Source organism: Companilactobacillus sp. FL22-1, from assembly GCF_043951805.1.
In the GTDB taxonomy this organism is placed as follows: domain Bacteria; phylum Bacillota; class Bacilli; order Lactobacillales; family Lactobacillaceae; genus Companilactobacillus.
Genome location: NZ_JBINJY010000004.1, coordinates 68,856 through 81,680, shown reverse-complemented (window position 1 = coordinate 81,680; position 12,825 = coordinate 68,856). Strand labels below are relative to the sequence as shown.

The window sequence follows — 12,825 nt, the reverse complement described above, 5'->3', positions numbered from 1 at the left end:
AGGGGTAAAGATGAACAAACCAGTAATTGTAGCATTAGATTTTGCAGATGATTTTGATTGTATTAATTTTTTAAATCAGTTTCCGAAAGATGAAAAGTTATTTTTGAAGATTGGTTTAGAAATGTTTTGCCAATTTGGTTATCCTTTTGTCAGAAATTTACGACAACGAGGTTATAATATTTTTCTCGATTTGAAGTTGCACGATATTCCTAATACCGTTAAACGAACTTGTGAGATGATTGCCCAGTGGGATGTCCAGATGTTGACGGTGCATGCAACTGGTGGTGCAGAAATGATTGCAGCAGCAAAAGCCGGCTTAGCAGGATCAGAGACTAAGTTGTTAGCGGTGACGCAACTGACTTCTTTAGGTCAAACAGAATTGGCAAATGAATTGCAAGTACCATTAAAATCACAAGACTACGTCACTCATCTGGCTAGTTTGGCACATCAAAATGGGGCTGATGGCGTTATTTCTTCAGCCTTAGAAGTGCCCATGATCAAAGCTGCTACAAGTACAGAGTTTCTCTGTGTTACCCCTGGTATTCGTCCTAAAACAGCCCAAGTGGGAGATCAAAAACGTGTGGCAACACCAGCTCAAGCCAGAAGTTTAGGTAGTGATGCGATCGTCGTCGGTCGTCCAATCACCCAAGCGGAAAATGGTTATCAAGCATATATGAATATTTGTAAGGAGTGGAATAAATAATGGATAAATTAGCGGTTGCTAAGAATATTGCTGAACAATTATTAAAGATCAAGGCGGTGACACTAAGTCCTAAACAGCCATATACTTGGGCAAGCGGTATCAAATCGCCAATTTATACTGATAATCGATTAACAATTGCTTATCCAGATTTCCGCCAAACAATTGCTCATGATTTAGCTGATCTGATCAAAGAAAATTATCCTGATGTTGAAGTTATCGGTGGAGTAGCTACAGCAGGAATTCCACATGCTAGTGGGGTAGCTAATATCTTAAATTTACCATTGAACTATGTTCGTCCTCAAAAAAAGGATCATGGTAAGAAGAGTCAAATTGAAGGACGTTGTCAAAAGGGCGATAAAGTTGTTTTGATCGATGATTTGATTTCGACTGGCGGCAGTATTTTAAAAGCTGTTCAAGCTGTACGTGAAGAAGGCGGAGAAGTCATTGGAACAGTTGCCATTTTCTCTTATGATTTGCCCGAAAGTACCCAGAATTTTGCTAATGCTGAAACTAAATTGTTCACTCTGACTGATTATCCAACGATGATTAAAGTCGCTTCAGAACAAAACTATGTTGAAGCTGAAGATATGGAATTGTTACAACAATGGTATCAAGATCCAGAAAGCTGGGGTAAATAATGAGTCCATATAAACTAATCCGTCCCGCAATTTTTAAATTAGACCCCGAAGTTGATCACCACCTGGTGGCAAACGGGTTGAAAATGTTCAACCGGACACCTGAAGTGTTGAAAACGATATTTAGAACTAAGCAATATCCTAATTTGAAAGTAACCGTTAAAGGCGTTACTTTTGATTCACCAATTGGAATTGCCGCGGGTTTTGATAAAAAGGCCGAGTTTTATAATAGTCTTGGTGCTTTAGGTGCTAGTTTTGTTGAAATTGGCAGCATAACAAAGAATGACCAACCAGGTAATCCGAAAAAACGTATTTTCCGTTTGCCTGCAGATAAAGCCATCATCAATCGGATGGGATTGAATAATTTGGGGGTTGAAAAGACTCGACAGCATTTAGCCAATACGCCTAAACACGTAAAAGTTGGTATCAGTGTGGCACCAGGTCACGGTTTAGACACTGACAGCATGGTCAACGAAATGGTTGAAGATATCGAACAAATTCATTCATTCGGAGATTATATCGCCTTGAATCAAAGTTGCCCCAATCAAAAAGGTGTGACTACTTTACAAGAAACGGCTGTAGCCAAGAATCTTCTTCAAAAAATTCATAATTTACATATCAAAGAACCAATTTTCTGCAAATTTGGGAATGATATTACCGAAGAACATTTGTTGGAACTGCTTGAACAAACCAAAGGTTTAATGGACGGAATTATTCTAACTAATACTGCCTCTAATCCTAGGTCGATTTATACCAACTTAAAGTCAGCTGATAAAAATCAAGGTGGCGGCCTCAGTGGTAAACCAATTTTTAAGAAGTCATTGAGTTTAACCAGGGCAATCCACCAGCAATTTCCCGATCTACCAATCATGTTCTCCGGTGGCGTTTTTACTCCAGAAGATGCACAGGCAGCCTTAATGGCAGGTGCCAGTTTAGTGCAAGTTTATACAGGAATTATTTACAATGGACCAACCTTGTTGAATGAAATCAATCAATACCTTTCAGTCAATGACGTTCTAGCCAATTTGGAGCGTTCAGAATCGCTTGCCCAAGCACCAATACAAGATAATACCGATATCGTCGTGTCCGATATTTCTGCAGCTAAAAAAGTCGAATTGGATGCTAATTCCGGCGCTTCTTTTCACGAAGAATAAGACCATCTAGCGATAAATTTTTCAGCAAAAATCCTCAGTCAGCTAATTGCTACTGAGGATTTTTTGGGAACAAATTATTCTTGAACACCGGTCGTAATGATTTCGTCGATCTTAAAACCTAAAGCTTGAGCCACTCGGGTACCGTAATCTTTGTCAGCTTGATACATTTGTTTGATTTCTAGAATTTTGATAGTATCTTTGGTCACCGTGCCTAATGTTTGAGCAATAGTTTTGATCAATCTTTCTTGTTCTCCCGATGACATCAGCCGATAAAGATCACCAGCTTGAGTCGAATAGTCGACTTGATAACTGTAAGCTTGATTTTGGACCTGACCAGAAACTTCATATGGATCAATCGAAGCTTTTTTAACTTCTTTGGGTCCATCAAAAGAATTCGGTTCGTAATTTACAGTCAAACCTTGATAGTTGGATTGCATGGTTCCGTCTCGTTCATAATTATGTACTTCGGTTAATGGTCGATTGACGGGAAGATCTTCGAAGTTAACACCTAAGCGATAACGTTGAGTATCTTTATATGAAAACAGTCGTCCCTGCAATAATTTATCTGGTGAAACTTCAATTCCGGGGACTAAATTGGCAGGCGACAAAGCAGCTTCTTCAATCTCGGTAAAATTATTCGTCGGATTTTGCTTGAATGTTAATGTACCAACTTTGATCAAGGGGTAATCTTTGTGGGAGACAACCTTTGTCACGTCAAAAATGTCCCATTTGTAATTTAAGCCGTCCTTAAAAGGGATGATCTGAACGTATAAATTCCATGAAGGTTCATTGTTTTGTTCTATTGCATTGAATAAGTCATCCTGAAGATAATCGGGGTTAGTGCCAGCTAATTTATTAGCCAATTCGCTAGTGATATTTTTAACTCCTTGATTAGTCTTCATATGATATTTAACCCAAAAGGCCTCACCTTTTGCATTGACCCACTTGAAAGTATGTGACCCATATCCATTCATCATCCGATAGGAAGCAGGAAGTCCACGGTCACCCATTAAATAGGTCACTTGATGAATCGATTCAGGTGATTGCGACCAAAAGTCCCATTGCATGGTTTGACTCGTCCTGTTAGTTCTAGGATCTCTTTTTTGTGAATGAATAAAGTCAGGAAATTTTAAGGGATCGTTCACAAAGAAGACGGGAGTGTTGTTACCAACGATATCGTAATTACCTGCTTTTGTATAAAATCGTAAGGCAAAACCCCGGACGTCTCGAACGGTGTCTGGATAGCCCTTTTCGCCAGCAACTTGTGAGAAGCGCATCATAATTGACGTTTTTTTGTTGAGACCATTAAAAACATCAGCTTTGGTGTATTTACTCATGTCACTTTCCAGAACGAATTCACCTTTGGCGCCGGCACCTTTAGCATGCACAACTCGCTCTGGAATACGTTCACGATCGAAATGGGCCAGTTTTTCTAGCAAGTCATAGTCCTGAATCAAGACCGGGCCTCGACTGCCGGCAGTTAATGAGTGTTGATTATCAGCCCATGGTTGGCCAGATTCTGTCGTTAATTTTTTTGGCATTGGTAATCTCCTATAGTTTAATTGAAAAAATAATCGAATTACTAGTACGCAATAATCATACTATAGGTCTTATCAGATGATAAATTATATGATAATTAATTTCATCAAAAATGATTAATTAAAAAAGAAGCAAATTACTAAACGTAATTTACTTCAATAATTGATAGTATATGATTTTTTTGTTCGAACAAATATTGTGATTAAAGCTGTTAGATAAACAAGGTAAAGACAAATCCAACGATACCCACTAATATGCCATAAGATAAAGCGGGAATAACTGTCTTCCGCAAGATATTGCCTTCCTGTCCTGACAAACCAACGACGGAACTGACCGAAACGATGTTGTGTACACAAATCATATTACCAGCCGCTGCTCCGATTAATTGGGAAGCGAGGACTAAGCTTTGACCGACTCCTGCTTTTGAGGCGATATCGGCTTGAATTTGTCCAAATGTCAATGTCGATACGGTAGTGCTTCCAGTCACAAAAGCACCTAACTGGCCTAAGAATGGAGCGATGACGATCCAAATTGAAGATAAGTATTTGGAAATTATTTTCGCAATATACATCGGCATACTTGGTAAACTTGAATTATTCAGTGCTGAGTTAGTAAAGATCTGCACCATGATCAAGGTTACAACCAAGGCTAAAGCAGTTGATCGCATGGAGATGACTACGTCTTTAGCAATTGGCAAGAAGCTCTTGAGTGAACGGACTTGAATCAACAGGCCAATGACCACGGCAAGCGTTAACAGAGTTCCGGGTGAATAGAGAAATTCCCAATCAGAATTGACTTGTTGAAATCCTAAAATGTTTTTCCAGGAAAGATTAACATTGCTAGTTAAAAACTGTTTTAAAGGCATGATCGTTCTAGTTGCTAGTAACAATAAAATTACCACGATATAAGGTGACCAAGCGGTTAAAAGCGACATCTTATTGTCGGAAGTTACGCTCTGTTTTGAAATCGTCCAAGGGTCGTCAAAGACTGATTGTGGCAATAAAAAGCGGTACTTGATCGTACCGATAGCCACGATGATCGTCAAAAATGGTGCCAAAATCGAAACGAATTCATAGCCAACAAAAGTTGAAACGGCGATGGCAAAGATACTATAGACCAAACCGATAAAAATCGTCCAAGGGGCAACGGTTAGAAAGTCATGTCTTGCGTTACCATCTTTTTTTCCAAACATGAAAGTCAGCATTAAAACGATCATCAAAGGCATGAAAGTCCCAGCAAAGAGGTCAATCTGCGTAACTCTTTGCCCGACAGTATTGAGAAGATTCGTGTTTTCCGTTACGTTGCTTAAACCAACAGTTAAGGGGGTACCAACAGCTCCAAAGGCTGCCGGAGTCGAATCGGCAACTAAAGCAATCGTCACCGCTGCCATAGGCGTGAAGCCTAATGCGATCAACAATGGTGCTGTAACCATCGCTGGTGTACCAAAGCCAGAGACTCCTTCGATGAGTCCTCCAAAAAGGAAGGCTACTAGAATAACTTGAAGCCGCATGTCAGCAGAAATCGTGTGAAAGCCGGCATTAATACGCTCAATGGCTCCAGTGTGTTGGAGGATATTGAGCATCATCAAAGCCCCAAATAAGATCCACAGAATCGGTAGTGCTTTGTGGACGGATTGAAAAATTGAAGCTAATAAAACTTTTGCGGGCATTTTCCAAAAGAAAAAGCCTTCTAATAAAACGATCAATGCACTGATCGACATACCCTTAGTTGCTGGCATGTTAAGGATGCCCAAGAGAACGAGTGGCAAAATGACCGCTGATAGTGCAATTAAGATCATATTGTATTTCCCCCTAAACCAATTTTATACATTATATAATTTTTGACTAATGGTTGGGAACAAAAAGCTATAAAATATTTTCAGAAAACTGCCTAAATGTTAGAGCATCGAAAGTGGACCACCGTTAATTCCTTTAGTAATAGTGATCGTGTCCGGGTCGATCGTCGTTTGATCAGCTAAGAGATCTTTCAGATGTCTTTTGAAGTCATTTTCAGCTAATTGTGATTTAACGTGCCACGCTGAAAAATCGCCATTAGCAGAAACGTCGCCGATAGTTTCAATTCCGGAAATATTTTTTGGATCAGTCGTTTGATCAGATTTGAAATCAATAAAGTAGTTGGTATACCACAGTTGAAAAGCCATAATTTTCCTCCAGAGTTTTTCTAACTTAATCATATAATACTTTTTAGTCTGAAAGTCGTTTATAAAAAAAGTTTTCAATCGCTTATTCTCACGTTACAATAAAAAAAGCGAGGTAGATTATGAAACAAATTACATGTCAACAAACTAAAACTATCAGTGAACGAGTAGTCTTTGATGGTGATTTAAACGATAAACAGACATTATTTGGCGGTAAGACGCTCTGTCTTCTAGATGAAAATGCTGGCCTAGCCAGTTTCAAAGTTGTCCGTGGCAAAGTGGCTACAGCAGGATATGACCATCTTAATTTTTGGCGCCCAATCACCACTGACAAGTATATGCGAATCGAGTCAGTGGTTACCGGAATAAAGGGTCGACAAGTCGAAGTCTTTACCAAGGTCATCAGTCATGATCTGAAAACAAATATCAAAGAAATTGCTTTTACCGGATTTTGTACAATGGTAGTCTTGCGTTCCGCTACTCAAATTGAATTGCCCACTTTAGTTCCGGAAACCGAAGAAGAAAAGTATCTCTGTGCCGGTTTTGAAGAACGTTTGCAGTCGAGACAAGCATATTTAACGCAAAAAGATCAATTTTTAGGTCATTTAGAACTTGATTAAAATAAGAGTGAACTCAATTGTGAGTTGTCACTCTTTTTTTAATCGATATGTTTTGATAAAAAGTCTAAAGCATTGCTGACTTTGAACATCGTGTTTTTAGGATCGTGTAATTGGTCATATGAGAGATCCAGCTTGGTTGTAGCATGATTTAATTCTAATTCCAAGAAGAATGGCTTTCTTAACCAAGGAAAAGGTGATTGCTTAGCTGGTTTGATCGTCAAGATATTTTTTAAAGTGTAGTTTTGAGCTTCCTCTTGTATTGAAAAAGCCTTTATTTGTGAATAACTAATGAATTGAAAATCCGCTTGCTGGGGAAGAAAAATCATCTTTAATTTATCGAGGTAATTATCCATTTTGTAGTATGAAATACCGTGTTTTTCAAGTTGCCAATGCGAGAATAATTTAGGTAGATTAATGGGGTAGTAAACGAAAAGTAATAGAAATAGACATAGTAAAAATAAGCTAATTCCCAAGTTGAGATTTACCAATAAACCAAGTGCTCCAGCCAAAAAACTGACTAAAAAACTTACAATAATTGGACGTTTATTGATTCTTTTGCCAAATTCAATTGTAGTGGTCATATTCAAGGCTCCTTCTTAATGCTAACTCCATTGTAATATTCCGTAAGCGGTTACACAACCGCTATACAAAGGAATTTATTTATCAATATTTCTTTGGAAAGCATTGTAATAGTTTATTTTATCGTATATCCTGAAACTATATTATAAAGTAGGAGGGTTGATTATGGAAAAAAAGGTAAAAAAGTGGCAAATGCCATCAGCTTATACAATTTTGTTCTTCTTGATAATCCTGGTAGCAGTTTTGACATGGATTATACCCGCGGGCGAGTATGCCACTTCTAAAGCGGGAAATATTATTGCAGGAACGTACAAAGCCCGAACAAGCAGTCCTCAGGGTATTTGGGATGTTTTCTTAGCTCCAATCAATGGTATGGTTGGTACTGATACGACTGAAGGTTCAATTTCAGTTTCCCTATTCATTTTAGTTATTGGTGGTTTCTTAGGGGTCGTCAATAAGACTAAAGCTTTGGATGACGGGATCAGCGCCACAGTTCGTAAGTACGAAGGTAAGGAAAAAGCTCTTATTCCCATTTTAATGACCTTATTCGCAATCGGTGGTTCAACTTATGGTATGGGTGAAGAAACGATTGCTTTCTATCCAATTTTGATTCCAGTTATGATCAGTGTTGGTTATGACTCGATTACCGCTATTTCGTTAGCCTTGATCGGTTCACAAGTTGGATGTCTAGCTTCAACAGTAAATCCATTTGCGACAGGTGTTGCATCACAAACGATGAATATCTCACCTGGTGATGGATTGATTCCACGGTTTATTTTGTTAATTATCGTAACTGTGATTAGTATCGTTTATGTAATGCACTATGCTGAAAAAATTAAGAAGGATCCATCACAATCATATGTTTTTGAGCGTCGTCAAAAGGATCTGGAAGAATTTAATATGGAAGAACGCTCAATTGGTGAAAAATTAACTAAGAAGCAAAAGAGCGTCTTGTGGTTATTTGCTTTAACTTTTGTCATTATGATCATCAGTTTGATTCCTTGGACAAGTTTAAATCCTAAGTGGACATTCTTTGAAAGTTTTACAAAGTGGTTAACACATATTCCATTCTTGGGTGCCTTGGTTGGTCAAGACATTGCGCCATTAGGTACTTGGTACTTTACAGAAATCACAACTTTGTTCTTTATGATGTCAGTAATTATCATGTTTGTCTTTGGAATGAAAGAATCCGAATATATCAATGCATTCTTGAATGGTATGACCGAATTCTTAAGCGTTGCGATCATCGTTGCCGTTGCTCGTGGTATCCAAGTGGTTATGAACAATGGTTACATCACTGCTACAGTCTTGCATGCTGGTGAAACTGGATTGCAAAATCTTTCCGCTGGTGTCTTCATTGTTTTGACATACATCTTCTATATTCCAATGTCATTCTTGATTCCTTCAACATCCGGCCTTGCCGCTGCTACGATGGGAATCATGGGTCCATTAGGTAAGTTCTCAGGGGTTGATGGTTCATTAGTTATTACCGCTTATCAATCAGCTTCAGGACTAGTTAACTTGATCACACCAACTTCTGGTATCGTTATGGGTGCCTTAGCCATTGGACATGTTGATATCGTTAAATGGTGGAAGTACATGTGGAAACTTGTGGCAATTTTGTTCGTGGTCATTGCGGTGTTCTTAGTTATTTGTTCGATGTTCAAATAGTTATAAAAAAATAATTCTGGGGGTTTAATGATGGAACAATTTATTACAGATCAGATTCAGGAAGCAGCAATCAAAGATTTGGGTAAAATGGTTGGAATCGCCTCTTTCAACGAACCAGCTGAAGAAAAGGCACCTTTTGGTAAGGGGCCAAAGAAAGCACTCGATGAAATGATGAGTTTATTGGATAACCTTGGTTTCAAGACTCACGAGAATCCAGATGGTTATTACGGCTATGCTGATATCGGTGAAGGCGATGAGACTTTTGGTGTCGTTTGCCATTTGGATGAAGTACCAGCTGGTAATTTGGAAGCATGGGATGTTGAACCTTATAAGTTAACAATCAAAGATGACGTGCTTTATGGTCGTGGCGTTCAAGATGACAAAGGACCAACTCTCAGTGCTATTTATGCGATCAAGTCCATTTTAGATAAAGGCTATAAGTTCAATAAAAAGATCCGTTTGATCTTCGGGACTGATGAAGAGATCCTTTGGAGATGTTTGGCTGAATATAACAAGATTGAAGATCCAATTGATCTAGGTATTGCCCCAGATGCTGACTTCCCATTAATTTATGCCGAAAAAGGTTTACAGCAATCATATCTAGTTGGACCTGGTTCAGATGAATTGCAATTGGATTTGGAGAATGCCTTCAATGCTGTTCCTGGTAAAGCAGTTTACAATGGTCCTAAACAAGATGAAGTAATGGCTGCCTTAGAGAAACATAATTTTGCCGCAGACAAAACAGCTGATGGAATCGAAGTTCATGGTAAATCAGTTCACGCAATGGAAGCTCCAAACGGAGTTAATGCTGTGGTTAGATTAGGTATTGCTTTGGCTGACGTTTTCCCTGATGTTAAAGTCTTGCAATTTTTGAAGGCTTTTGGTGAAGAGGCACATGCTAAAAACTTATTAGGCGACGTTTCTGATGATGTTTCAGGACAATTGACCTTTAATATTTCCAGTCTGAAAATCACACCAACAGAATCTAAGATGCAAATTGATCTACGGATTCCAGTTAAAATCGATCATGACCAGTTGATTCAACAAGTTTCAGATGCTGTAGCTAAATTTGATTTGAAGTATGAAAACTTCGACTACGTTGCACCATTATACGTGCCAACTGATAGCAAATTAGTTAAGACCTTGATGTCAACTTATCAAGACCTCACTGGTGATACAAAGTCGCAACCTGCCATTTCTGGTGGAGCAACCTTTGCTAGAACCATGAATAATTGCGTGGCCTTTGGTGCCATGTTCCCAACTACTCCGAATTATATGCATCAAGCTAATGAAAGATGGAGCAAAGCGGACATGAGAAAAGCAATGGAAATCTTTGCCGAAGCAATTTATAGATTATGCGTTGAATAATTTTTGAAAGATAAGGCAGAAGCCTTATTTTTTTTGCCTTTCTAAGACTAAAAGTTTGTTTTATATTCAAAAATTAGGTAGCGTAACAGTAGGAAAATAATGAGAGTATATTTAATTCTTTATGAAAAAGCTTGTTAAATATTGAGGTGTAAGATTATGTTTGATTTTAATACGCAAGCGCAAAAATTTAAGTTTCAAGGAGAAATTACGGTCCCAGGTGACAAAAGTATCGCTCATCGAGCCATTATGTTTGGCTCTTTAGCTGACGGCGTGACCCAAATCAGCAACTTCATGTACGCTGATGATTTAACGGTAACCACTAGGATCTTTAAACAATTGGGTGCTAAGATTCATTCCGAGATCAGTAATAAAGATATGATCATCAAAGGAATGAAGCATCAATTTCAGCCCGTTTCAGAACCACTTAATGTTGAGAATGTGGGCACAATGCGAAGTTTATTACTCGGAGTCTTGGCAAGTGTGCCTAATCAGTACAAAATTATCGGTGGCAAATATTTGAGTCAGAGTCCGATGGATCACTTACTAGAGCTTTTGGCGAAGATGGGAGTTAACCTTCAACAAAGCTCTGAAAATGCGTTACCGCTTCAAATAACTGGTAGTCAAAGTCTAGAGGGCATTACTTATCAACAGGATATTTCAAATGCACAAATTAAGAGCAGTTTGATTATGGCTGGTCTATACGCTCAAAGTCCTACGGAAATTATTCGCAAGTTGCCAACAAGAAATCACACCGAAGTCATGGCCAACTATTTTGGTGCCAACATCGAGGTGACACCGGATATCATCAAAATAAATCCACTTGAGACAAATCTATTGGGTCAGAGTATCACGATTCCGGGAGATTTTTCTTCTGCCGCTCTGTATGTTGCAGGCACCTTATTGTCTGAAGGTAGTCAAATGGTCTTACCAAAGGTCAGCCTCAACTCGACCAGAATTGGACTTTTACGGGTCGTTAAGCAGATGGGTGCTCAAATCGGAGTTAAGAATCAATCGATCGATGCAGTCGAGCCCTTTGGAGATTTAGTTGTAAAGTCGCAGAAACTACACGGTACCACAGTCACTGCTGAAGAGGTGCCATTCATTATCGACGAAATTCCTTTAATTGCACTGATTGCTTCGCAAGCAGATGGGAAAACCGTAATTGAAGGAATTCACGATGTTTATTTACAAATTGATGATCGGCTTCGTAATATGCGGACGGAGTTAGCAAAATTAGGTATTGTCATGGAAGTTCATCAAGATTCAATCGTCATAGCGGGTAATCAAGAGATCAAGGTCAAGGATGATGTCGACAGTCATAATGATCACCGAATAGCGATGATGTTGTGCATTGCCTCAATTTTGACGGACAGCCCCTTCAAAATTAAAAATATTGAAGCAATCGATATATCGTATCCTGGATTCATTTCCGACTTAAATAAAGTTCTTGTTGCGAAGTAATCGTAACAAAGGACTTCTTTTTTTTGGAGTAGTGTCGTATGATTGTTGTAAATCGTTTCAATGTAAGGGGTTACTGAATTAATAATTGATTTTATCGGGACAGATTTAGATGGAACACTCTTAAATAGTTACAGCAAAATATCATCCCAGAATGTTGCGGCAATCAGGGAAGCAGTCCAAGCGGGGAAAAAGTTTGCCATTTGCTCTGGTCGAACATTGCATTCAGTCAATAAATTTTTTGAAAAAGATCTAAAGGTCGCAGGCTTTAAAGTAGTCTTAAATGGAGCAGTGGTAGTTGATCCAGAAGGACAAGTATTATTGAATCGGCCGCTCGAGCAAAAGGTTATTGCTGAAATTTTAAAACGGTCCGAATTTACCGATTTCAAGGTTGTTTTAGATGGACTCAACGACATTTACATTTATGATTCTAAACACAGTTGGACGACGTATTTCGAGGGGATGAATCGCCACCATTTTAAAGCGCATTCGATCAACGATTTAGAAAAGTTGAACGCACGAAGTGACTTTGATATTTACAAAGTCTCTTTTAGTTGTCCTCCCAACAGGCTTGCTGAATTGCAAAAACGACTAGAATCATTCACTTCACTGCCTATAACGATCAGCCGTTCTGGTAAGTATTATTTTGAGATCAACGGACAGGATGTAACAAAATTGTCAGCCTTGCAACATGTTTCAGAATTGATCGGCATTCCGATGACGAATTTCATGTGTTTTGGCGATTATGGGAATGATTTGGATATGATCAAAGAAGTTGGCTATGGTGTAGCCATGGGAAATGCTGTTGAAAGTGTTAAAGATGTTGCTTGGAAAGTCACTGATAGCAACAATCAAAACGGAGTGGCCAAGATCATCAATCGTGCTTTGAAAAATGAATTTGATTAAGAGTAGTTCCAGTCGAAATTAGATTGGGGCTATT

12 protein-coding genes are annotated in these 12,825 nt (G+C 38.7%); 8 read left to right on the top strand and 4 right to left on the bottom strand.

Annotation, left to right across the window (positions count from 1 at the left end; all coding sequences use genetic code 11):
* The first annotated feature begins 10 nt into the window (after positions 1 to 10).
* The 3 genes from pyrF to ACG72T_RS04325 are packed head-to-tail and all read left to right on the top strand — an operon-like array spanning position 11 to position 2,492.
* Positions 11 to 703, top strand: coding sequence for an orotidine-5'-phosphate decarboxylase (gene pyrF, locus ACG72T_RS04335; protein WP_395264847.1), 693 nt, complete (start codon positions 11 to 13; stop codon positions 701 to 703).
* Entirely contained in the window at positions 703 to 1,341 is a 639-nt protein-coding gene (gene pyrE / locus ACG72T_RS04330) for an orotate phosphoribosyltransferase (protein WP_395264846.1), read from the top strand. Before pyrF ends, pyrE begins: the two co-directional genes overlap by 1 nt.
* On the top strand, positions 1,341 to 2,492 hold the full coding sequence (locus ACG72T_RS04325; protein ID WP_395264845.1) for a quinone-dependent dihydroorotate dehydrogenase: 1,152 nt from the start codon (positions 1,341 to 1,343) through the stop codon (positions 2,490 to 2,492). The genes pyrE and ACG72T_RS04325 overlap by 1 nt, the downstream gene beginning before the upstream one ends.
* Before the next feature lie 74 nt (positions 2,493 to 2,566).
* Here the strand turns inward: ACG72T_RS04325 and ACG72T_RS04320 are convergent, their stop codons facing one another.
* The 3 genes from ACG72T_RS04320 to ACG72T_RS04310 form a co-directional block, all read right to left on the bottom strand.
* Positions 2,567 to 4,033, bottom strand: a complete 1,467-nt coding sequence (locus tag ACG72T_RS04320) for a catalase (protein WP_395264844.1) — start codon at positions 4,031 to 4,033, stop codon at positions 2,567 to 2,569.
* Positions 4,034 to 4,242: 209 nt separating this feature from the next.
* Positions 4,243 to 5,829: an L-lactate permease gene (locus ACG72T_RS04315; protein WP_395264843.1), complete on the bottom strand. Its 1,587-nt coding sequence runs from the start codon at positions 5,827 to 5,829 to the stop codon at positions 4,243 to 4,245.
* 99 nt (positions 5,830 to 5,928) lie between these two features.
* Complete coding sequence (locus ACG72T_RS04310; protein WP_395264842.1) at positions 5,929 to 6,192, bottom strand: hypothetical protein; 264 nt, start codon at positions 6,190 to 6,192, stop codon at positions 5,929 to 5,931.
* 119 nt (positions 6,193 to 6,311) lie between these two features.
* On the opposite strand from ACG72T_RS04310, the gene ACG72T_RS04305 reads away from it, so the two are divergent.
* On the top strand, positions 6,312 to 6,809 hold the full coding sequence (locus tag ACG72T_RS04305) for an acyl-CoA thioesterase (RefSeq protein ID WP_395264841.1): 498 nt from the start codon (positions 6,312 to 6,314) through the stop codon (positions 6,807 to 6,809).
* Between the two features lie 38 nt (positions 6,810 to 6,847).
* Here the strand turns inward: ACG72T_RS04305 and ACG72T_RS04300 are convergent, their stop codons facing one another.
* The gene (locus tag ACG72T_RS04300; protein ID WP_395264839.1) at positions 6,848 to 7,390 is read right to left on the bottom strand and encodes a hypothetical protein; all 543 of its coding nucleotides are present in this window, start codon (positions 7,388 to 7,390) and stop codon (positions 6,848 to 6,850) included.
* A 163-nt stretch (positions 7,391 to 7,553) separates the two neighbouring features.
* Between ACG72T_RS04300 and ACG72T_RS04295 the strand changes: the two genes are divergently transcribed.
* The 4 genes from ACG72T_RS04295 (at position 7,554) to ACG72T_RS04280 (ending at position 12,791) form a co-directional block, all read left to right on the top strand.
* Positions 7,554 to 9,059 carry a YfcC family protein gene (locus ACG72T_RS04295; RefSeq protein ID WP_395264838.1) on the top strand — a complete coding sequence of 502 codons (1,506 nt, stop codon included), beginning with the start codon at positions 7,554 to 7,556 and terminating at the stop codon, positions 9,057 to 9,059.
* A gap of 30 nt (positions 9,060 to 9,089) precedes the next feature.
* Positions 9,090 to 10,427 carry a M20 family metallopeptidase gene (locus tag ACG72T_RS04290; protein ID WP_395265037.1) on the top strand — a complete coding sequence of 446 codons (1,338 nt, stop codon included), beginning with the start codon at positions 9,090 to 9,092 and terminating at the stop codon, positions 10,425 to 10,427.
* Between the two features lie 156 nt (positions 10,428 to 10,583).
* Positions 10,584 to 11,888 (top strand): 3-phosphoshikimate 1-carboxyvinyltransferase, encoded by a 1,305-nt coding sequence (gene aroA / locus ACG72T_RS04285; RefSeq protein WP_395264837.1) that lies wholly within the window; start codon positions 10,584 to 10,586, stop codon positions 11,886 to 11,888.
* A gap of 81 nt (positions 11,889 to 11,969) precedes the next feature.
* The gene (locus ACG72T_RS04280; RefSeq protein WP_395265035.1) at positions 11,970 to 12,791 is read left to right on the top strand and encodes a Cof-type HAD-IIB family hydrolase; all 822 of its coding nucleotides are present in this window, start codon (positions 11,970 to 11,972) and stop codon (positions 12,789 to 12,791) included.
* The last annotated feature ends 34 nt before the right edge of the window (positions 12,792 to 12,825 follow it).